This window comes from Herbaspirillum sp. FG34, assembly GCF_057809315.1.
In genome coordinates this window covers 1-21886 of the sequence record NZ_JBMDJS010000016.1, presented here as the reverse complement: position 1 = coordinate 21886, position 21886 = coordinate 1, and the positions used below count along the sequence as shown (strand labels likewise).

The window sequence follows — 21886 nt, the reverse complement described above, 5'->3', positions numbered from 1 at the left end:
CGCGAAATTTGATGCAGTGCCGCAGCCACCCTTCCCGCCCCTCCTCCCCTCGCGCATTGATGAAAGTTTTTCCCTGTCGCGCAATCTGTTCATGCTCCACCCCAGCCATGGCCCAGGCCGCTGTGCCAGAGCCCGCTACCCGTGGGCTGTGGCGGCCGGATCGGGCGGTTTCAAGGGAAGTCCCGAGTCAGAATGCTGCCGTTGACGCTCCTGCGCGGCTCCACTACAGTCGTTCGCACCGGCCTTTCCCCACTACGACAAGACCAGCCCACGCTGGCATCGGGGCCGGATCCCCCCCCCAGGAGACCAAACCATGGATCTGAACCTGCAGGACCATCACGTCATCGTCACCGCCGGTGCCCAGGGCATCGGCCTCGCAATTACTGAAACGTTCATCAAAGCAGGCGCGCAAGTGCACGTCTGCGATATCGATGAGGCTTTCCTGGCCGATGCACGTGCCCGACTGGCAGGCGCGGCGGTGAGTTTCAGCCGTACCGACGTGGCCAGTGCGGCGCAGGTCGATGCCATGTTCGCCGACCTGGCCGCGCGCTGGGACGGAAGACTGGACGTCCTGGTCAACAATGCCGGCATTGCCGGTCCCACGCTGCCGGTGGAAGACATCGATGCGGCGCAATGGGACCAGACCATCGCCATCAACCTGACCGGCCCCTTCCTCTGCACCCGGCGCGCCGTGCCCATGCTGAAGAAAAACGGCGGCGGCGCCATCGTCAATATTTCCTCGGTGGCCGGTCGGCTGGGCTTTGCCTTGCGCACGCCCTATTCGGCATCCAAGTATGGCGTCATCGGCCTGACCGAGACCTGGGCCATCGAACTGGGCCCGTCCAACATCCGTGTCAATGCCGTCTTGCCGGGCATCGTCGAAGGGCCGCGACAGGAGCGCATCGTGGCCGCCAAGGCGGCGGCCTATGGCATCGAACATGAAGAAATGCGCTCACGCTTGCTTTCCAAGGTCTCGCTGCGGCGCATGGTCAGCGCTCAGGACATCGCCAACCAGATCCTTTTCCTCTGCTCGCCCGCCGGTGCTGCCATCAGCGGCCAGAGCCTGTCGGTGTGCGGCAACGTCGAAACGCTGGCCTAGCGCCCTTCCCCTTTTCTTTGTCCTCTCCAGGAGCAAGTCCCATGGCCCAGCCTCGCAAAGTCATCATCACCTGCGCCGTCACCGGCGCCATCCATACGCCTTCGATGTCGCCCTACCTGCCGGTCACGCCCGAGCAGATCCGCGATGAAGCCCTGGCTGCCGCCGAGGCGGGCGCGGCCATCGTGCACCTGCATGCGCGCGACCCGCACAATGGCAAGCCGACCCAGGATCCGGACGCCTTCCGCAAATTTCTGCCGCAGATCAAGGCCGCCTCCAACGTGGTCATCAACCTCACCACCGGCGGCGCGCCGACCATGGGGGTGGAAGAACGGCTGCAACCGGCGCTGCAACTGAAACCGGAAGTGGCTTCCCTGAACATGGGCTCGATGAACTTCGGCCTGTATGAAATGCTGAACCGCTTCAAGGACTTCAAGTACGACTGGGAACAACCCTACCTGGCCGGCTCGGACGACCGCATCTTCCGCAATACCTTCAAGGACATCGCCTACATCCTTGAATCCTGCAGCGCCAACCAGACCCGCTTCGAGATCGAGTGCTATGACATCGGCCACCTCTACACGGCCGCGCACTTCATCGACCGCGGCCTGATCAAGCCGCCCTTCCTGATCCAGTCGGTATTCGGCCTGCGCGGCGGTATCGGCAACGATGTGGAAGATGTCATGCACATGAAGCGCACCGCCGACCGTCTCTTCGGCGATGCCTATTTCTGGTCGGTGCTGGGGGCCGGACGCGGCCAGATCCCGATTGCCACCATGGCCGCCGCCATGGGCGGACACACCCGCGTGGGGCTGGAAGATTCTCTGTGGGACGGCCCCGGCCAACTGGCCAAAAGCAATGCCGATCAAGTGCGTCGTATCCGTACCGTGATCGAGGCGCTGTCCTTGCAGGTGGCCACGCCGGACGAAGCGCGTGACATGCTGCAACTCAAGGGCGGGCAGAACGTCGGATTCTGAAACAGGCCCGGGCTTGCGGGGAACACCGGGACGGAACAGCGTCTCCGGTGTTTTTCTTCATCTTGCTGCAATGACAAGCCGGTCCGGCATCGGGTGTTCGGGCGGTCGATACGCTACAATCCTTCATCTTTTGGCCACCCGGCCAGCCTCCCGAGCATTGCAATGAAACAATACCAAGACCTCATCCAGGACGTGCTAGAGAACGGCTCCTGGCAAGACAACCGCACCGGCATCCGCACCTTGAGCATTCCCGGCGCCATGATGCGCTTCGACCTGCAGAAGGGTTTTCCGGCGGTGACCACCAAACGCCTGGCCTTCAAGTCGGTGGTGGGCGAACTGTGCGGCTTCCTGCGCGCCACCCGCAGCGCGGCCGATTTTCGTGCTCTCGGCTGCAAGGTCTGGGACCAGAACGCCAACGAAAACGCCGACTGGCTGGCCAATCCCTTCCGTACCGGCACCGATGATCTGGGTCCGGTGTATGGCGTGCAATGGCGAGAATGGCCGGCCTACAAGCTGATCGACGCCGCGCACACCGCGCAGATCGACGCGGCCCGCGCCAAGGGCTTTGCCATCGTCTCCTCGCTGCAGGACAAGGGCGTGGAAAAAGTCCTGCTCTACAAAGCCGTGGACCAGCTGCGCGAATGCCTGGACACCATCGTCAAGAATCCCGGCAGCCGCCGCATCCTTTTCCACGGCTGGAACTGCGCGGTGCTCGACGAAATCGCCCTGCCCGCCTGCCATCTGCTGTACCAGTTCCTGCCCAACCAGAGCACCGGTGAAATCTCGCTCTGCCTGTACGTGCGCAGCAATGACATCGGCCTGGGCACGCCCTTCAACCTGGCCGAGGGGGCGGCGCTGCTGCACCTGGTGGCACGCCTGACCGGCTACCGGCCGCGCTGGTTCAGCTACTTCGTGGGCGATGCGCACATCTACGAAAACCATATCGACATGGTCAAGGAGCAGTTGACGCGCGAGCCCTACCCGCTGCCGCAACTGGCCATCGCCGAGCGCGTGCCGGAATTCGCCAGGACCCGCGAGTACGCCCCGCAATGGCTGGAACGGGTCGAGCCAAGCGACTTCTCGCTGGTCAACTACCAGCACCACGCCCCGCTGACCGCGCCCATGGCGGTCTGATCCACTTCGGCAGGCCACGGCATCGCATCGGCGCCGGCCTGCGCTTCGGGAGTTCGCATGTTCACTGCGCTGCTGCAACGACTGGGCCTGGCCCATCCCATCATCCAGGCGCCCATGGCGGGCACCTCCACCGTCACCATGGCCGCTGCGGCGTCCAATGCGGGCGCACTGGGCTCGCTGGCGCTGGGCGCCTCTTCGGTGGCGCAGGCGCGCGAAGCCCTGGCGCAACTGCATGCCCTGACCGACAAACCCTTCAACGTCAATTTTTTCTGCCATCAGCCAGCGGTGCTGGACGGGGCGCGCGATGCGGCCTGGATCGCGCATCTGCAAGGGCATCTGGACGAATTCGGCGGCAGTATCAAGCTGCCGCTCAAGGAGATCTACCGCAGCTTCGTCGTCGATACCGAGATGCAGCAGCTGGTGCTGGAACTGCCCCCGGCAGTGGTGAGCTTCCACTTCGGTCTGCCGCAGGCGGGCGTGATCCAGGCGCTCAAGAATGCAGGCGTCTTCCTCATGGCCACCGCCACCAGCCTGGAGGAGGCGCGCCTGATCGAAGCTGCGGGCGTCGATGCCATCGTCGCGCAAGGTATCGAGGCCGGCGGCCATCGCGGCATCTTCGATGAACACAAGGATGAAGAAATCGGCACCTTCGCCCTGGTCCGCCTGCTGTCCACGCACTGCCGACTGCCGGTGATCGCCGCTGGCGGCATCATGGACGGCGCCGGCATCGCCGCGGCCCTGCAACTGGGGGCACAGGCAGTGCAGTTGGGGACGGCCTTCCTGCTCACCCGCGAATCGGGGGCCAATGCCGCCTACAGGAATTTGCTGAAAAGTTCACGTGCCCACCACACCCGCGTGACGGCAGCGATCTCGGGCCGCCGCGCACGGGGCATCGTCAACCGTTTCATGGAAGAAATCGACATATCGACTGCAAACCGCCTCCCTGCCTACCCCGCCGCCTACGACGCCGCCAAGCAACTGCATGCCCTGGCCAGCGCCAGGGACGTGCACGAGTTCGGTGCCCACTGGGCCGGACAGGGCGCCGCGCTGATCCGGGATGGTTATACGGTGGGGGAACTGGTGCACCTGCTGGTGCAGGAGTGGCGGGCGCAGGCCTGAGCCTGCCCGTGTTCAGGAAACGGTGTCGGTGCGGGTGACGGTGTCGTCCGGAACCTGCTTGTCCTGCCAGCCGCCGCCCAGCGCCTTGTAGAGCGAGACCGTGGCCTGCAGGCGCTGCAGCTTGATCTGGCCGAGCTGGTTCTGGGCTTCGGACAGGGTGCGCTGGGTATCGAGTACCACCAGCAGGTCTTCCGCACCGGCGCGGTAGCGGATCTCGGCCAGTTCGAAGGCGAAGCGCGCCTGGTCCACTTCATTGATTTTCAGGCGATAGCGCTCTTCCAGGCTGCGAATGGCGCCCAGCGCCTTTTCCACTTCCGACAACGAGGTAATGACGCGCTGCCGGTAGACCTGCACCAGCTCTTCCTTCTGCGCTTCGGCCAGCGCCTGCTGGTTGCGCAGGTTGCCGCCATCGAAGATCGGCGCGATCAGGCTGGTACCGAGATTGGCAAACAGATTGGGACCATTGAAGAGCGACAGCAAGGCATTGCTCTGCGCGCCGGTGGAGCCGGTGAGCGAAATACTGGGGAAGAGCGCGGCCCGTGCTACCGCCACATTGGCATTGGCGGCCGCCAGATTGGCCTCGGCGCGGCGGATGTCGGGGCGGCGGGTCAGCAGTTCGGAAGGCAGGCCGGCCGAGATGCGCGGCATCTGGATGCGCGCCAGACCCTTTTCCTCGACCTTGAAATTCTGCGGCGGACGGCCCAAGAGGATGGCCAGCGCGGTCTGCGCATCCTGTTCCTGCTGCTGCAGGTCGGGAATCAACTGGCGCTGGTTGGCCAGGGCCGAACGCTGGCGCGCCAGGTCCAATGGCGAAGCTGAGCCGGCGCGGCTTTGCGCCTCCACCAGGCGTAACACGCGCTCGGCATTGTTGACGTTCTGGCGCGCGATCTCAAGCCGGTCGCGCAATGACAGCACCTGCAGATAGGTGGAGACGATGCCGCTGGTGACGGTCAGGGCCACCGTCTCGCGATCGTAACGATTGGCACGCAAGGTGGCTTCAGCGGCTTCGACGCCCGCACGGTTCTTGCCCCAGAAATCGATTTCGTAGCTGACCTGCAGGCTGGCATTGGCGGTGTTGGTCGGTGTGCCGCCGGAAATGGGCATCTCGCGGCTGGCACCCGCGTTCAGTGCCACGTTGGGCAACAGTGGCGCCCCGGCGATGCGGGCCTGTGCCTCGGCCTGCTTGACGCGCGAGAAGGCGGCGGCGATTTCATAATTGTTGCGCTGGCCTTCCTGCACCAGCGCGGACAATTCGCTGCTGCCAAACTGCTTCCACCAGTCGCTATCGGGCCACAGCTGCTCGGCGTGGGCGACGTCGGCGGAGGCGCCGCCGCCCCACTGGTCGGGCACCTGCATTTCCAGGATGGGATCGGGCTGCACGTCCCGCGTGACGCAGCCACCGATGGCCAGGACCAGCGCGACGGCCATCGCCACCCGCGTCAAGCGGGGCAACGGGAAAGAAGTCAGCAGCAGTGAACTACGCAATGTCATGGCCTTGAACGTCGAAAAACGGAAAACGGAGAAACCGGGCCGCCCGGGCAGCCGTTACTGTACAGCAAGCCCTGCCGGCCGTGCGCGACTACTTGGCAAGCGCCGGCGGATTGGCCGGCAGCAGCACCTGCTCGCCCTCCTTCAACCCCGACAGTACCTGGGCGCGTTCGCCATCGCGAATGCCGATCTTGATCTTGCGCGTCTCCAGCGTGCCATCGGGAGCCACCACCTTGACACTCTGGGTGCCGTCCATGCCCGGCTTGGTCACCAGCGAACGCGGAATGGTCGGCACATGCTCGGCGCGCGCCAGCACGAAATACACGTCGGCACTCATGCCGCTCATCAGTTCGCGGCTGGGATTGGCCACATCGAAGAGCACGGTGTAATACGCCTTCTTGCCCTGGCGTCCGGAGTCATCGGTGGGCAGCAGCATGATCTGGCGCAGCTTGCCGCTCCAGCGCTTGCCGGGGTAGCCGGGCGTGGTGAAATACGCCGTCATGCCCTTTTGCAGGCGCGTCACGTCCTCTTCCGCGACCGGCACCTGCACCGTCATGCGCGAGAGATCGGCGATGCGCATGAGCACTTCCTGGTTGGCGCTGACCATCTGGCCGGGACGTGCATTGAGGGTGACGATGGTACCGCCGGCGGGGGCTTCGATGCGGGTCTGCTTCTGCACCGCCTCATCTTCACGGATGGCCGCTTCGGTCTGCTGGATCTGGGCGTTGGTGGCGTCCACGCGGGACGCCGCCGCATACATGTTCATGCGGCTGGATTCATAGGACTCTTCGCGGGTGGCGTTCTCGGCCTTGAGCTGGGTCTGGCGCTGGAACTGCAACTGGGCAAAGTCGAGCTGGGCGTTCTGTCCGGCCAGTTCGGCCTTCAGGCGCGCCAGGGTGGCACGGTTGCTTTCGATGCGGCTGTTCTGCACGGCCGGCGCCACGGTGGCCAGCAGGCGCCCGGCTTTGACCGACTCACCGATCACCACTTCCACATCCGAGATCTGTCCGGCCACCTTGGAGCCGACATCCACGTAATCCTGAGCCACCACATTGCCGGTGGCGTTGACCACCTGTTCCAGGTCGGCGCGCTCTACCGCGACCGTCTCCAGCTTCACCGGAATCGGCTTGGGCGGCGGCGGTGGCGGCGCCTGGCGGGAATACAGCGCATAGCCGCCGCCCAGCACCAGCGCCAGGGCGATACCGCTCCACCAGGCTTTCTGCCGCGCAGGCGCATGGGTGGTCGGAATAATATGTGGAAGTGGTTCGTGCGGCTCGGTCATGTCACTGGCGGCAAGCGTTCAAGTCGGATTCAACAAGGCGTGATGATCCCTGCAAAACATGACGGCCGAATGTCTTCGGCCGTCCCTGTTGCGGTGCTGGCGCGCCCCCTCAGGCGGCCAGTACCGGTGCTTCGATGGCGCTGGCGGGTACGGCCTGCTGGCGGGCCGCGTGCCAGTCGGGATGAACCTCGGCAGCACCGCTCCAGACCGCCTGGTGCAGTTGCGACAGCAGGCCCGGCTCTTCCAGGATGCTGTTCTTCTGCTTGTCGTTGAGCGCGTCCGGTCCATCCTTGAGCGCACTACGCACCAGCTTCTCGCGCAGGTGCTGCGTCAGTGCCGGCACCTGCGGGTGCGCATGCGCGGTGGCGCACACCAGCGCATTGAACGACGGATCGACCACGGCCTCGACGAAGCCCGGCAACGGCGGCGTCTCTTCGTGATGGCGCACGGTCTCGCGCAGTTCCAGCGGCGGCGAGGTCTCTTCCGGGATCTTGAACAGACCGGCACGGCGGAAACCACGACCATAAGTTACCCGCGAAGACAGCACCGACACCGGCACCGAAACGGCCAGCGAACCGGCAATCGGGATGAGCCACCAGATGAAGGAGGGATTGAGCCAGTACACCAGCGCGCCCCAGGCCACGCCCAGCACCGAATGCCAGCCATGGCGACGCACCGCCTCGCCCCAGCCGGTTTCATTGTCGGCCCGCGGCGGCGACTTCCAGCCGGCATTCCAGCCGAGGAAGGCCCCCAGCACGAAGCGCGTATGGAACAGCATGCGCACCGGGGCCAGCGCCATCGAGAACAGCAGTTCGATCAGCATGCTCACGAACAAGGCCAGCGCGCCACCGAAACCGCGTGCGCCCTTCACCGCAAACAGCAGCACGGCCAGGATCTTGGGCAGGAACAGGATGGTGGCCGTAGCCGACACCAGCGCCAGGGCCTTTTCCGGATGCCACTCGGGCCAGATCGGGAACAACTGGCGGGGCGCCGTGAAATATTGCGGATCGATCAGCGTATGGGCCGCCAGCAACACCGTGGAGAGGATCAGGAACAGGCCCCACAGCGGCGCCGACACATAGGCCATCACGCCAGTGACGAACACGGCGCGATGCACCACGTGCATGCCGCGCGCCAGGAACAGGCGGAAGTTCATCAGATTGCCCTGGCACCAACGGCGGTCGCGGCTCAACTCGTCGAGCAGATTGGGCGGCATTTCTTCATAGCTGCCATCCAGGTCATAGGCGATCCACACCGACCAGCCGGCGCGCCGCATCAGCGAGGCTTCCACGAAGTCGTGCGACATGATCGGCCCGGACAGGTTGCTCTTGCCCGGCAGCGGCGCCAGCGCGCAATACTTCATGAAGGGCTGCAGACGGATGATGGCGTTGTGGCCCCAGAAGTGCGATTCGCCCAGCTGCCAGTAATGCAGGCCGGCCGTGAACAACGGGCCGTATACGCGCGTGGAGAACTGCTGGATGCGCGCATAGAGCGTATCGCGTCCGGCTGCACGCGGCGCGGTCTGGATGATGCCCGCGCCCGGATGGGCTTCCATCAGGCGGGTCAGCTTGGTGAGGCATTCGCCGGTCATGACGCTGTCGGCGTCCAGCACCACCATGTAGCGATAGGCGGCGCCCCAGCGGCGGCAGAAATCGTCCAGGTTGCCGCTCTTGCGCTTGACGCGGCGGCGGCGATGGCGATAGAAGATGCGCCCGAAGCCACCAGTCTGGCGGCACAGGCGATCCCATGCGGCGGTTTCTGCCGCGCAGATATCAGCTTCGCCGCTGTCGCTCAAGATGAAGAAATCGAAATGCCGGATCTGCCCGGTGCGTTCCAGCGACTCGTAGGTCGCCCGCAGGCCGGCGAAGACACGCGCCACATCCTCGTTGCAGATGGGCATGACGATGGCCGTGCGGGCCTCGGGTGCAATCTCGGTATTGCCGGCCTTCTCATGCGAGATCAGATACTTGTCGTCACCACGCATCAAGACCAGGAAACCCGTCATGGCCGTCCAGAACCCGGCCGAGACCCACAGGAACAGCAGCCCGAACAGGAACAGCACCAGCATCTCCAGCGGCTTGGTGCCGTGATAGGGCAGCACGTCGCTCATGAAGTAGGTGGCCATCGAGGTCTGCAACACCATCAGCACCAAAAGCGTAATACGGCGCACGTTGCCCGTATGCTGCCAATGCCCCTTGGGATCGGGGGCCTCGGACTGGTCCAGGTGATCTTCGATGTAGCGCGGTTCGTCATCCACCGGCGGCACGGCTTCGACCACCTTGGCGCGGCCCTTGCGGGCGCGCCGCCAGCGGCTGGGACGACGTTCCAGGCGGCGGTTTTCTTCTTCCACCCAACGCGAGAACGGATTGAGTTCACCCCAGGGACGCGGCACCATGGACTTGCGCTGCAGAGGCGGCCCGACCGGAATGCGCGGCTGGCCGCGCTCCTGACCGATGGGTGGAACCGGGGCGCCCTGCACGGCCCGCGCAGCTTGCACGGCCGGCACCGCAACCGGCTGGGCGGCGGGATACATGAGGCGCAGGCGGGCATCGACCGAGGCTTGCGCCGCGGCCGGCACCAGGCTGGCATCGCGTCCGCTGGCCTCGGCCAGCACGCGGTGCAGGTCGACCACCGGATCGCCGGAGCCGATTGCACCCGCCCGCGCGGCCAGGTCCTGGCGTTGTTCAGGCGACAGCGGCAGGCACGCGAGGTAATCCTCCAGCGTCTGCGAGGCTGCCGAAGTCTGCCTTAGTTGGGGGGTAATATGTAGCTCCACGTTTCAGACAAGGTTGTGCCGCCATTGGCATTGCGCAGGAAACCGCGCAGCTCGACAGGCTTGTTTTCTTCCAGACGGCGCAGCTTGACTTCCACACGCCAGCCGCCGGTCACGTCATTCTTGCGGGTAGTCACGCTGGCCAGCTTGCCATTGGCATCGGCCTCGACCACCCCTTCCACCCGCGCGTTGGCGGGCAGCTTCTTGAGATTGCCACCATCGAAGTCAATCGCCAGCTGCTGCACCTCATCGGTCTTGCCGTCCTGCTTGGGACGATAGCCATGGCCGAACAGGGTCTGGGTGACGAAGGCCAGCGGCGGGCGCTTCTCGTTGTCCTTCTGCCAGGACAGGCGGTATTCCACGTTCAGCGGCTGGCCCGGCTTGGGCAGCGTGTTGGGGATCCAGTAGGCCACGATGTTGTCGTTGGTCTCGTCAGGCGTGGGGATCTGCACCAGCTCCACGCGGCCCGAACCCCACTTGCCCTTGGGCTCGACCCAGGCGCTGGGGCGCGACTGGTAGTTGTAGTCCAGGTCTTCGTAGTGCGAGAAGTTGCGGTCACGCTGCATGAGGCCAAAGCCCTGGGGATTGTCGAAGGAGAACGAGGTCACCAGCAGGCGCTTGGGGTTCACCAACGGACGCCACAGCCATTCGCCGGTCCCCGACTGCATGGCCAGGCCGTCCGAGTCATGCACTTCCGGACGGAAGTCGTCGGCCGGACCCGGCTGGTTCTCGCCGAAGAGGAACATGCTGGTCAGCGGAGCAATGCCCAGCTTGGTGACGTTGCTGCGCAGGTAGATCTGGGCCTTGACGTCCATGACCGTATCCACGCCGGGCTTCAACACGAAGCGATAGGCGCCGGTGGCGCGCGGCGAATCCAGCAGCGCGTAGATCACCAGGTCCTTGGCATCGGCGGCCGGGCGCTCCAGCCAGAATTCGGTGAAGCGGGGGAATTCCTCGCCCGAATAGAGCGCCGTATCGATAGCCAGACCACGTGCCGACAGGCCGTAGCTCTGCCCTTTCCCCATGGCGCGGAAGTAGCTGGCACCGTGGAAGGTCAGCACGTCATCCTTGACCTTGGCCGAGTTGAGCGGGAAGCGGATACGAAAACCCGCAAAGCCGATATTGCGCAGGGTGCGCGGATCGACGCTGCGATTGGCGCTGTAGTCGAAGAGGGCCGGACTGAAATGGATCTCGCGCACGGCGTTGCCCACCACTTCATTGATCTTGACCGGCTCGGTATAGCTGGCGCCAAGATGGATGAAGGACAGTTCGAAGGGCAGCTTCTGCGCGCGCCAGACCGACTTGTCATCGCGGAAGTAGAGCCGGCTGGCCTGCTCGTAGCTCAGGTCCTTGAGCGACTTGGGCAGGTCATCAGCAGGCTTCTTGTAGGATTTGCCGGCCAGTGCCTTGGCGCGGGCGGCCACCGTGTTGAAATCGAAGGCCAGGGCCGCCTGCGGCAAGGCCAGCGCCAGCAGACCCGCCAGGGCCGCCGGAGCGGCAAGGCGACGCCACCAGGCCCGTCGTGCGGCACTGCGCGGGGAAACAAGTCCCTCGCCAGGCCAGGAGGTGGTGTGAAGCAGCATTATTGTTTTGTCGGACATGCAGTTTTCTGGTTGATTGCCCCGGCAGACACTGGAAGCAGCGCCGCACCGGAAGGCAGGCGCTAGTTTACCCAAATGTGGCCAGGATTGTTCGCTAGTTCATATCGGGATGGCATGCTTGCGGCCGGAATGGCCCCAATGGGCAATGTTTCATGAAAGAAACTTCATTCGGCCGCAAACCCGGCTTTAGTGCTCAAGGCAGCCGACCGGTTCAGATATAAGGGCAGATGGCGCTGCATAAAGTTCCGTGTTGCAGCATGGCTGCTGTAACATTATGTTTTGTCGCGCCTGCCTCCGGCCCCGTGCCGGCCTGCTTTCCCCTCGTTCCAACCCAGATTTGCGCATGACCACTGCTTCCGGCTCCCTGACCATCGTCGTCGCCACCGACCTCAACAACGGCATCGGTATCCGCAACACCCTGCCCTGGCATCTGCCGGAAGACCTGGCGCATTTCAAGCGCACCACCTCCGGGCATGCCATCCTGATGGGCCGCAAGACCTTCGAATCGATCGGTCGGCCGCTGCCCAACCGGCGCAACATCGTCATCACCCGCAATGGCGGGTGGCAACACGCGGGCGTGGAGACGGCCGGCTCCCTGCAGGAAGCCGCCGCACTGGTGCAGGCAGCGCCGGCCTTCATCATCGGCGGGGCGCAGATCTATGCCGAGGCGCTGCCGCTGGTGGACCGCCTCATCATCACCCGCATCGGGAAAGTCTTCGATTGCGACGCCTTCTTCCCGGCCCTGGACCAGGCGCTGTGGCAGGAGACGGCGCGCGAGAACCACCGGTCCGAAACTTCCGGATTGGACTACGCTTTTGTGACATACCAAAGACGTTGATCCGGCCCGACAACAGGCTGTTGTTTTTTCCCTTTTTTGCTTACACTGCGCAGCTCTTTAGCGCAGTTGGCGCACACGTGGCGCGCATATCTGCGACAATCCCGCTTTCATTTTTCCGGCGCGCAAGCACTGCCAGCCCAGGCGCTTTTCTTTTGACCCCCTGCGCGCGTGTGCCGAACCGGCTCCCCGCGCGCAAAGCCTGGAGAAATCCATGAAATTCCGATTCCCCATCGTCATCATCGACGAAGACTTCCGCTCCGAAAACACCTCGGGCCTGGGCATCCGCGCCCTGGCCGACGCCATCGAAGCCGAAGGCATGGAAGTGCTGGGCGTGACCAGCTATGGCGACCTGGCCCAGTTCGCCCAGCAACAGTCGCGCGCCTCGGCCTTCATCCTGTCCATCGACGATGAAGAAATGGGCGCCGGCTCGGATGAAGAGACCGACCACGCCCTGAAGGCCCTGCGTGCGTTTGTCAGCGAAATCCGTCATAAAAACGCCGACATCCCCATCTATCTCTACGGTGAAACCCGCACCTCGCGCCACATTCCCAACGATGTGCTGCGCGAGTTGCACGGTTTCATTCACATGTTCGAAGACACGCCGGAGTTCGTGGCCCGTCACATCATCCGTGAAGCCAAGTCCTACCTGGACGGCCTGGCCCCGCCCTTCTTCCGCGCCCTGGTCGATTACGCCCAGGACGGCTCCTATTCCTGGCACTGCCCCGGTCACTCCGGCGGCGTGGCCTTCCTGAAGTCACCTGTGGGCCAGATGTTCCACCAGTTCTTCGGCGAACGCATGTTGCGCGCCGACGTCTGCAACGCCGTGGAAGAACTCGGCCAACTGCTGGACCACACCGGCCCGGTGGCCAACTCGGAGCGCAATGCGGCGCGCATCTTCAATGCCGACCACTGCTACTTCGTCACCAACGGCACCTCGACCTCCAACAAGATGGTCTGGCACTCCACCGTCGCCCCCGGCGACATCGTCGTGGTGGACCGCAACTGCCACAAGTCCATCCTGCACTCCATCATCATGACCGGTGCGATTCCCGTGTTCCTGATGCCGACCCGCAATCACCTCGGCATCATCGGCCCGATCCCGCTGGAAGAGTTCACCCTCGAAAGCATCCAGCGCAAGATCGAAGCCAACCCCTTCGCCCGCGAAGCCAAGAACAAGAAGCCGCGCATCCTGACCATCACGCAATCGACCTACGACGGCGTGGTCTACAACGTCGAGACCCTGAAGAACATGCTCGACGGCGAGATCGAGACCCTGCACTTCGACGAAGCCTGGCTGCCGCACGCCACCTTCCACGACTTCTACAAGGACATGCACGCCATTGGCAAGGACCGTCCGCGCGCCAAGAAGTCGCTGATCTTCTCAACCCAGTCGACTCACAAACTGCTGGCCGGCCTGTCGCAGGCTTCGCAGATCCTGGTGCGCGAATCGGAAACCGTGAAGCTCGACGAAGACGCCTTCAACGAAGCCTTCTTGATGCACACCTCGACCTCGCCGCAGTACTCCATCATCGCCTCCTGCGACGTCGCGGCGGCCATGATGGAAGCACCGGGCGGCACGGCGCTGGTGGAAGAAAGCATCCTGGAGGCGCTGGACTTCCGTCGCGCCATGAAGAAGATCGACCAGGAATTTGGCGATGAGTGGTGGTTCCAGGTCTGGGGCCCCAACAGCTTTGCCGCCGACGGCATCGGCGAGCGCGAGGACTGGGTCATCAAGGCCGAGGACGACTGGCACGGTTTCGGCAACCTGGCGCCGGGCTTCAACATGCTGGACCCGATCAAGGCCACCATCGTCACCCCCGGCCTGGCCCTGAACGGCCAGTTCGGCGAGAGCGGCATCCCTGCTTCCATCGTGACCAAGTACCTGGCCGAGCACGGCGTGATCGTGGAGAAGTGCGGCCTGTATTCCTTCTTCATCATGTTCACCATCGGCATCACCAAGGGCCGCTGGAACACCCTGGTGACGGCGCTGCAGCAGTTTAAGGACGACTACGACAAGAACCAGCCGATCTGGCGCATCCTGCCCGAGTTCGCCCAGCGCAACCCGCGCTACGAGCGCCTGGGCCTGCGCGACCTGTGCCAGCAGATCCACGAGACCTACCGCGCCTACGACGTGGCCCGCCTGACCACCGAGATGTATCTCTCGGACATGCAGCCGGCCATGAAGCCTTCGGACGCCTTCGCCAAGATGGCCCACCGCGAAATCGATCGCGTCCCCCTGGACGAACTGGAAGGTCGCGTGACCTCGATCCTGCTGACCCCCTATCCGCCGGGCATTCCGCTGTTGATCCCGGGTGAGATCTTCAACAAGACCATCGTTGATTACCTGAAGTTTGCGCGTGATTTCAACGAGAAATTCCCGGGCTTCGAAACCGACGTGCACGGACTGGTCAAGCGTGAAGTCAACGGCCGCCGCGATTACTTCGTGGATTGCGTCAAGCAGTAAGTCTCGGTGCTGCGTGCAAAAAAAGCCGGTGCCTGCGAAGGCATCGGCTTTTTTCATGCTGCTGCCGGATGCAATCCGATCAGAAGCTACCGAGATAGAAATAACCCGCCAGTGCCCCGCCAAACAACAACCACAGCGGATGAATCTTGGTCTTGAGCGCAATGATGGCGGTGGTCGCCGTGATGGCCGCGAGGAAGCCATGCGTGATCGACGCCTGCGCGATCAACAGCGCCGAAGCCGCCACCAGCCCGCCGGTGACCGGCAGCAGGCCGGCCTGCACGTGACGCCGCCAGGGCTTGTCCTTGCACCTCTCCCAGACGTGCAACATGATGATGGTGATGATGGAGGACGGACCGAACTTGGCCAGGCTGGTCACCAGCATCCCCCAGAAGCCCGCCACATGCCAGCCCACCAGCGTAACCACCATCAGGTTGGGGCCCGGCGCGGCCTGACCCAATGCAAACAGCGCACTGAAATCCTCGGCGCTCATCCAGTGATGGACTTCCACCACCTGGCGCTGCATCTCGGGGAGGATGGTATTGCCGCCACCGAAGGCCAGCACCGACAACTGGGTGAAGATGATGGCCAATGCGATCAGGGTCTGGCTCATTGCGCGCCCTCCTTCTTGCCCGCAGTCTGCGGCTTGGCCGCGAAGCGGCTGCCATAGCGGGCGGTGAGCACCACGCTGACGGGCGTCATCACCAGCATCACCCACAGCAGCGGAATGCGCAGCAAGGCGATGGCAATGAAACAGACCACTGCCACGCCCGCCAGCACCAGGTTCTTGCGCAGGGGCAAGGCGATCTTGACGGCCATCTGGATCAACAGCCCCGCTGCCGCCGCCGCCAGTCCCGCGAACAGGTGCTTGACGTTGGGATCATGCTGGAAGTGCTGGTAGATCATGCCCAGCAGGATCACCACCATCGAGGGCACGGCGATGAGCCCGGTGATACCGGCCAGCGCCCCCTTCCAGCCCCGGAACTTCATGCCCAGCGCCACCGACAGGTTGATGATGTTGCCCCCGGGGAGGAACTGACACAGGCCCAGCAGCTCGACGAATTCGGGATCGGTGAGCCAGCGACGGCGCTCCACGATCATGCGGTGCGCCAGCGGCAAGGCACCGCCGAAGGCGGTCATGCCCAGGCCAAGAAAGCCCAGGAAGATTTCCCGGGTAGAAGGAACGGCCCGCTCAGGGGCCGGCAGGTCAGGAGTACTCATCATCATCTCATGCGAACGCGGCGTGATTGCCGGATGAATGAAAGGCTACTCTTGGGGAGGGTTTTTGTCTAATATATGTCAGATACTTGATCCATATTTTAAAAATATGTCACCTTCCATCGATCTGCGCCTGCTGCGCTACTTCATCGCTGTGGCTGAAGAGGGCCACCTGACCAAGGCGGCCGAGCGCATCGGCATCCAGCAGCCGCCGCTGTCGCAGCAGATCCGCCTGCTGGAGCGCGAGCTGGGCGTGACCCTCTTCAACCGCCTGCCGCGCGGCATGGAGCTCACTGACAGCGGGGTGGCCCTGCTCAATGATGCACGCGCCCTGCTGGCGCAACTCGATACGTCGGTGGCCAGCGTGCGCCGTATCGCACAGGGCAAGATGGGGCGCATTGCGGTGGGCTTTACCGAATCGGCTTCGCTGCATCCCTTCGTGCATTCGGTGATCCGCGCCTTTCGCGCCGATGCGCCGGATGTCGCCATGACGGTGGAAGAGAGCAATACCAATGAACTGATCGAAGCACTGCGCGCCAAGCGGCTGGATCTGGCCTTCGTCCGTTCCCCGGTGGGCGATTCGGGCGGATTGACCATCGAGACCATGCTGGTCGAAGACATGGTGGCCGCGTTGCCCATCGACCATCCGCTGGCCGAGCAGGGCAAGCGCAAGAGCCTCGCCCTGCACGCACTGGCCGAGCAATCCTTCATCATGACGCGCCGGCCCAACGGTCCTGGCCTGTACGACACCATCATCGCGGCCTGCCATGCGGCCGGATTCTCGCCGCAGGTGATCCAGGAGGCGCGCAAGAATCTGTCCACGCTATCGCTGGTGGCTGCTGGCGTGGGGGTGGCGGTGATCCCGGCATCGATGACGCGGGTCAATGCGGAGGGCGTGGTGTACCTGAAGCTGACCGGTGCGCCCGAGCTGAAGGCACCGCTGCACCTGGCTTACCGGACTGGCAGCATCAGCGGTGCGGCGCGCCTGATGCGGCAGGAAGCCTTGAAATTGAGTGCGGGGCGCAAACGGCGTTGATATCTGCTGCATATGGCAAGTTTCACATCCATACAAAGCAGGCTTGCAGCTGATGAGAGTGTGGATTTCAACCTGAAGGCAGGCGGCGATGTGGAGACGGCCTCTTGCTTCGATCCAATATTTCAATAATAATTGAAATATTGGATTGAAGGAGAGCGAAATGGAAACCAGGACTGTCATCACCGCATTGGCCGCATTAGCCCAGGAATCGCGCCTGGCCATCTTCCGGCACCTGGTTCAGCTCGGCCCCGAAGGCTGCGCCGCCAGCAAGATCGGAGAAACCTTGGGCATCGCCCCCTCGTCCGTCTCCTTTCATATGAAAGAGCTGACACACGCCGGCCTGGTGAGCTCCCGCCAGGACGGGCGTTTCGTCATCTACGCGGCCAACTACGGTGCAATGAATGAAGTATTGAGTTTTCTGACGGAAAACTGCTGCGGGGGCAATCCGTGCTCGCCCGTGAGCGCCTGCAGCGAGCGCTCCACCACCACGTCAGCAACAGCGGGAACCATCAGACAGAGTTCATCATGAGCACCCACCGACTTAAACCCCTGCCCCCTCATTTACTGACCAAGGATAGAAAGTGCTGACTGCGCTCGTCATCTTCCTGCTCACCCTGATGTTTGTCATCTGGCAGCCCAAAGGACTGGGCATTGGCTGGAGTGCCTGCGCCGGTGCGGCCGTGGCGCTGGCGGCGGGCGTCATCCATCTTTCGGATATCCCGGTGGTCTGGCATATCGTCTGGAACGCTACCGGCACCTTCATCGCCATCATCATCATCAGCCTGTTGCTGGACAAGGCCGGCTTTTTTGAGTGGGCCGCCCTGCATGTAGCGCGCTGGGGAGGTGGACGCGGGCGTCTGCTGTTCGTGCTGCTGGTCCTGTTGGGCGCGGCGGTATCGGCCCTGTTCGCCAACGACGGCGCTGCGCTGATCCTCACTCCCATTGTCATCGCCATGCTGCTGGCACTTCGCTTTTCGCCGCAGGCAACACTGGCCTTCGTGATGGCGGCCGGCTTCATCGCCGACACGGCCAGCCTGCCGCTGGTGGTGTCGAACCTGGTCAATATCGTCTCGGCGGACTTCTTCAAGATCGGATTCGCGCAATACGCCTCGGTCATGATCCCGGTGGACGTGGTCTCGGTCGTGACGACGCTTATCGTCCTGTTCATCTACTTCCGCCGCGATATCCCCCGACACTATGACCTGACGCAACTGCAAGAACCCGCCGCAGCCATCCATGATCGAGCGACCTTCGTCGCCGGCTGGTGGGTACTTGCGATGCTGCTGGCAGGCTTTTTCTGGCTGGAAGACAGGGGCGTACCGATCAGCGTCATGGCAGCCGCGGGCGCAGTGATTCTCCTGGCAGTCGCAGGCAAGGGCCAAGTCATTTCCACGCGTGAAGTCATCAAAGGCGCGCCCTGGCAGGTGGTGTTCTTCTCGCTGGGGATGTACCTGGTGGTGTATGGACTGCGCAATGCAGGACTGACGGACCACTTGACGGGCGTGCTGAACGGTCTTGCCGAACATGGCGTCTGGGGCGCTGCACTCGGCACCGGTTTCCTGACGGCCTTGATGTCCTCCATCATGAATAACATGCCCACGGTGCTGGTCGGGGCACTATCGATCGATGCCACCACCGCACAGGGCGTCGTGAAAGAGGCAATGATCTACGCCAACGTCATTGGCAGCGACCTTGGCCCCAAGATCACCCCCATCGGCAGCCTGGCCACCTTGCTGTGGCTGCACGTGCTGGACAAGAAGAACATTCATATTTCCTGGGGCTATTACTTCAGGGTCGGCGCCTTGCTGACGCTGCCGGTCCTGCTGATCACCCTATCCGCTCTGGCCATCAGGCTGGGGGGATGAGCAGGATGGCCCTGCCCGCTCCGTCAACTTCAACACAGGCATTCATCATGACCACGATCTACCATAACCCCGCATGTGGCACCTCCCGCAACACCTTGGCCATGATCCGCAACAGCGGTGAAGAGCCGACGATCATCGAATACCTGCAGCACCCGCCCAGCCGCGAGCAGCTGGTCCAGATGATCCGGGATGCCGGTCTCACCGTACGCGACGCCATCCGTCAAAAAGCTCCGCCCTACGCCGAGTTGGGCCTGGATGATGCCGCTCTGAGCGACGACCAGTTGCTCGATGCCATGCTGACCCATCCCATTCTGATCAACCGGCCATTCGTGGTGACGTCCAGGGGAACCCGCCTGTGCCGCCCCTCGGAGCTGGTACTGGAGATCCTGGAAAATCCTCAGCAAGGTGGATTCACGAAAGAAGACGGCGAAGTCGTCGTCAATGCGGAGGGCCACCGTGTCAACTCTGCCAGGTGATCTGCCCAACGTCGACGCGAGTCAGTTCAAGGCCCCCTCCATCGCCGATTTCGCCAGGATCGGGGCGTCGTCACACCCTCCGCGATTTCTCTTGCTGTACGGCTCCGTTCGTGAACGCTCCTATAGCCGACTGCTGACCATGGAAGCGGCCCGCTTGCTGGAGGCATTGGGTGGCGATGTCAGGATCTTTGATCCGCGCGGCCTGCCGCTGCCGGACAGCGAACCGGACACACATCCGAAAGTGCTTGAACTGCGGGAGCTGGCCAACTGGTCTGAAGGGATGGTGTGGTGCTCGCCTGAACGCCATGGTGCCATGACGGGGATCATGAAGGCACAGATCGACTGGATTCCACTCTCTCAGGGCGCCATTCGCCCTTCGCAAGGCAAGACGCTGGCGGTCATGGAGGTATCGGGCGGCTCGCAGTCCTTCAACGCCGTCAACCAGATGCGGATACTCGGTCGCTGGATGCGGATGCTGACCATCCCGAACCAGTCTTCGGTGGCCAAGGCATATCAGGAGTTTGACGAAGCCGGCAGGATGAAACCGTCGGCATACTACGAGCGCGTGGTGGACGTGATGGAGGAACTGTTCAAATTCACGCTGTTGACGCGCGACGTCTCGCCCTTCCTGACTGACCGCTATAGCGAGCGAAGAGAATCGGCCGAAGAACTGACCGGGCGCGTCAACCAGCGCGCCCTCTGATCCGACGGACATGCTGCGAGGCGCTTGATTGGCCGGCGCAGCCCGTCAATCATAGTGCAGCAACATTCCATAAATGATTTATATCATTTATGGAATTCAACCCATCAGGTCTTGGGCAGGGTCACGCCATGCTGCCCCTGGTACTTGCCGCCGCGATCCTTGTAGGAGGTTTCGCAGATTTCATCACTCTCGAAGAACAGCACCTGGGCGCAGCCTTCGCCGGCGTAGATCTTGGCGGGCAGCGGGGTGGTGTTGGAGAACTCCAGGGTGACATAGCCTTCCCATTCGGGTTCGAAGGGGGTGACGTTGACGATGATGCCGCAGCGCGCGTAGGTGGACTTGCCCAGGCAGATGGTCAGCACGCTGCGCGGGATGCGGAAGTATTCGACGGTGCGTGCCAGGGCGAAGGAGTTGGGGGGGATGATGCAGACATCGCCCTTGAAATCGACGAAGGATTTCTCATCGAAGTTCTTGGGATCGACGATGGTGGAATTGATGTTGGTAAAGATCTTGAATTCGTTGGCGCAGCGGATATCGTAGCCATAGGACGAGGTGCCGTAGGAAACGATCTTGCTCCCGTCGGCCGCCAGGCGCACCTGACCGGGCTCGTAGGGTTCGATCATTCCTTCCTGCTCCGCCATGCGGCGGATCCACTTGTCTGACTTGATGGCCATGGTTGTTTGCTGTATTCGACGGATTCGGAGAATGCGGCATTTTACGCGAAAAATGGGTCAAGTTGGGGCGATTGGGGGGAATCGGGGCGGGTGTGGCTTGTTGGTGTTGGTCGATGTTGATTGCCTTGGGAGCCCCCCTCGGGATAGCACCTCACCTTTCGACGTATTGAGAATATCTCCGATTACCCGGCATCAGCGGACTTCATCCGATCAGCGATGAACCTGACATTTCGGAGGGAGAGAGTCACCGCGATTGAGGTGTCCGAATTCGCCCCCTTCCCTCCCGCCTCTCTATTTCATACCGACCAAGACTGACGAAGCAAACTATTCCACCTGACCGTCCAGATGGAAGCGTTGTGCTGAATATCATTTGATTTTTGATCGAAGGAAAAATCGTCAAGCCCTCGCTCAATCCAGAAGAATTTCAATATCCCCCCACCGCGATTTGCGCTTCAATGGCTCTCTTTCTTGCATACCGTTCAAGTAGCACAAAGGAGCCTTGAGCCGCTCTCCCAGAGACGAGCACTGCACGCTGAAGAACATCACGTTCAACAAGAAGACAACCCGACCGGAGGAAGCAGAACATGCTCAACAGGCGCCAATTTCAATGGTGCGCAGACCACCACCGTCAGATCAGAATTGTGTGCTGGACGCTGATCGCCATTTTCGTCTTTCGTTACGTCCTGCTGTTCTTCATCCGTTTCTATTGGAACGGCATTGGACCGCTGGACTACCGCCCGGCCGACTCGATGATGGAGAAAATGAATTGCCAGACCGAGCAGATCAAGGCCATGTTCATTCCTTCGACCAACCAGGTGTTTCCTCCCCGGTGGAATCTTAGCCCCTTCAAATCCAGCAATCTGGATCGCACCGATGCGCGGTTCTGGATGCTCGAGAATTATCCAACCACCTTGATCGGCTCCGAAATATTGACCGAGGCGCCCGCCTGCCTGGGTGCCTACATTGCCGACATGAAGGACTATCCGGGGCCGTATGCCATCCTCATCGTTGACCGGGATTCGGGCGAGACCATTTTCCGTATTGCACTGCTCAAGGACTATCTGACGCGATAAAGCGGGATGGAATTATCAGAACCCATTTCATAAATAGGCGTGAGATGCGTTCTGTCCAGAAAGGGCGCTGGC

Annotated in this window: 19 protein-coding genes; 12 read left to right on the top strand and 7 right to left on the bottom strand. The window is 62.7% G+C overall.

Annotation, left to right across the window (positions count from 1 at the left end):
* The first annotated feature begins 313 nt into the window (after positions 1-313).
* From ACODSZ_RS18325 to ACODSZ_RS18310, 4 genes are all read left to right on the top strand, one after another.
* Positions 314-1099 (top strand): SDR family oxidoreductase, encoded by a 786-nt coding sequence (locus tag ACODSZ_RS18325; protein ID WP_488928220.1) that lies wholly within the window; start codon positions 314-316, stop codon positions 1097-1099.
* Positions 1100-1140: 41 nt separating this feature from the next.
* Entirely contained in the window at positions 1141-2073 is a 933-nt protein-coding gene (gene kce / locus ACODSZ_RS18320; RefSeq protein WP_175343302.1) for a 3,5-dioxohexanoate:acetyl-CoA acetone transferase, read from the top strand.
* 162 nt (positions 2074-2235) lie between these two features.
* Entirely contained in the window at positions 2236-3207 is a 972-nt protein-coding gene (locus tag ACODSZ_RS18315; RefSeq protein WP_488928219.1) for a thymidylate synthase, read from the top strand.
* Positions 3208-3264: 57 nt separating this feature from the next.
* Positions 3265-4326: an NAD(P)H-dependent flavin oxidoreductase gene (locus tag ACODSZ_RS18310; RefSeq protein ID WP_488928218.1), complete on the top strand. Its 1062-nt coding sequence runs from the start codon at positions 3265-3267 to the stop codon at positions 4324-4326.
* A 12-nt stretch (positions 4327-4338) separates the two neighbouring features.
* Here the strand turns inward: ACODSZ_RS18310 and ACODSZ_RS18305 are convergent, their stop codons facing one another.
* The 4 genes from ACODSZ_RS18305 to ACODSZ_RS18290 all read right to left on the bottom strand — a co-directional run bounded on the left by ACODSZ_RS18305 (position 4339) and on the right by ACODSZ_RS18290 (position 11470).
* Positions 4339-5817 (bottom strand): efflux transporter outer membrane subunit, encoded by a 1479-nt coding sequence (locus tag ACODSZ_RS18305; protein WP_249776961.1) that lies wholly within the window; start codon positions 5815-5817, stop codon positions 4339-4341.
* 88 nt (positions 5818-5905) lie between these two features.
* Complete coding sequence (locus ACODSZ_RS18300; RefSeq protein ID WP_008331166.1) at positions 5906-7096, bottom strand: efflux RND transporter periplasmic adaptor subunit; 1191 nt, start codon at positions 7094-7096, stop codon at positions 5906-5908.
* A 109-nt stretch (positions 7097-7205) separates the two neighbouring features.
* Complete coding sequence (gene mdoH, locus ACODSZ_RS18295; RefSeq protein WP_488928217.1) at positions 7206-9872, bottom strand: glucans biosynthesis glucosyltransferase MdoH; 2667 nt, start codon at positions 9870-9872, stop codon at positions 7206-7208.
* On the bottom strand, positions 9845-11470 hold the full coding sequence (locus tag ACODSZ_RS18290) for a glucan biosynthesis protein G (RefSeq protein ID WP_008331171.1): 1626 nt from the start codon (positions 11468-11470) through the stop codon (positions 9845-9847). The genes mdoH and ACODSZ_RS18290 overlap by 28 nt, the downstream gene beginning before the upstream one ends.
* A 343-nt stretch (positions 11471-11813) precedes the next feature.
* Here ACODSZ_RS18290 and ACODSZ_RS18285 point away from each other — a divergent pair, with 343 nt between their 5' ends.
* Together ACODSZ_RS18285 and ACODSZ_RS18280 are read left to right on the top strand one after the other, a co-directional pair.
* Positions 11814-12308, top strand: coding sequence for a dihydrofolate reductase (locus ACODSZ_RS18285; RefSeq protein ID WP_175343298.1), 495 nt, complete (start codon positions 11814-11816; stop codon positions 12306-12308).
* A gap of 211 nt (positions 12309-12519) precedes the next feature.
* Entirely contained in the window at positions 12520-14772 is a 2253-nt protein-coding gene (locus ACODSZ_RS18280) for an arginine/lysine/ornithine decarboxylase (RefSeq protein WP_175343297.1), read from the top strand.
* Between the two features lie 79 nt (positions 14773-14851).
* Here ACODSZ_RS18280 and ACODSZ_RS18275 read toward each other — a convergent pair whose 3' ends face one another.
* Both ACODSZ_RS18275 and ACODSZ_RS18270 read right to left on the bottom strand, forming a co-directional pair.
* Positions 14852-15382 carry a chromate transporter gene (locus tag ACODSZ_RS18275; protein WP_008331175.1) on the bottom strand — a complete coding sequence of 177 codons (531 nt, stop codon included), beginning with the start codon at positions 15380-15382 and terminating at the stop codon, positions 14852-14854.
* Positions 15379-15996: a chromate transporter gene (locus tag ACODSZ_RS18270; protein ID WP_175343296.1), complete on the bottom strand. Its 618-nt coding sequence runs from the start codon at positions 15994-15996 to the stop codon at positions 15379-15381. Before ACODSZ_RS18270 ends, ACODSZ_RS18275 begins: the two co-directional genes overlap by 4 nt.
* A gap of 100 nt (positions 15997-16096) precedes the next feature.
* Here ACODSZ_RS18270 and ACODSZ_RS18265 point away from each other — a divergent pair, with 100 nt between their 5' ends.
* The 5 genes from ACODSZ_RS18265 to arsH all read left to right on the top strand — a co-directional run bounded on the left by ACODSZ_RS18265 (position 16097) and on the right by arsH (position 20067).
* Positions 16097-17023, top strand: coding sequence for a LysR family transcriptional regulator (locus tag ACODSZ_RS18265; protein ID WP_008331177.1), 927 nt, complete (start codon positions 16097-16099; stop codon positions 17021-17023).
* Positions 17024-17183: 160 nt separating this feature from the next.
* The gene (locus ACODSZ_RS18260; RefSeq protein WP_050978116.1) at positions 17184-17552 is read left to right on the top strand and encodes an ArsR/SmtB family transcription factor; all 369 of its coding nucleotides are present in this window, start codon (positions 17184-17186) and stop codon (positions 17550-17552) included.
* Positions 17553-17604: 52 nt separating this feature from the next.
* The gene (locus ACODSZ_RS18255; RefSeq protein WP_488928216.1) at positions 17605-18888 is read left to right on the top strand and encodes an arsenic transporter; all 1284 of its coding nucleotides are present in this window, start codon (positions 17605-17607) and stop codon (positions 18886-18888) included.
* A 47-nt stretch (positions 18889-18935) separates the two neighbouring features.
* Positions 18936-19364 carry an arsenate reductase (glutaredoxin) gene (gene arsC, locus ACODSZ_RS18250; protein ID WP_488928215.1) on the top strand — a complete coding sequence of 143 codons (429 nt, stop codon included), beginning with the start codon at positions 18936-18938 and terminating at the stop codon, positions 19362-19364.
* The gene (gene arsH / locus ACODSZ_RS18245) at positions 19330-20067 is read left to right on the top strand and encodes an arsenical resistance protein ArsH (protein ID WP_488928214.1); all 738 of its coding nucleotides are present in this window, start codon (positions 19330-19332) and stop codon (positions 20065-20067) included. The genes arsC and arsH overlap by 35 nt, the downstream gene beginning before the upstream one ends.
* A 104-nt stretch (positions 20068-20171) precedes the next feature.
* Here arsH and dcd read toward each other — a convergent pair whose 3' ends face one another.
* The gene (gene dcd / locus ACODSZ_RS18240) at positions 20172-20741 is read right to left on the bottom strand and encodes a dCTP deaminase (protein WP_008331199.1); all 570 of its coding nucleotides are present in this window, start codon (positions 20739-20741) and stop codon (positions 20172-20174) included.
* 584 nt (positions 20742-21325) lie between these two features.
* On the opposite strand from dcd, the gene ACODSZ_RS18235 reads away from it, so the two are divergent.
* Positions 21326-21814 (top strand): hypothetical protein, encoded by a 489-nt coding sequence (locus tag ACODSZ_RS18235; RefSeq protein ID WP_488928213.1) that lies wholly within the window; start codon positions 21326-21328, stop codon positions 21812-21814.
* The last annotated feature ends 72 nt before the right edge of the window (positions 21815-21886 follow it).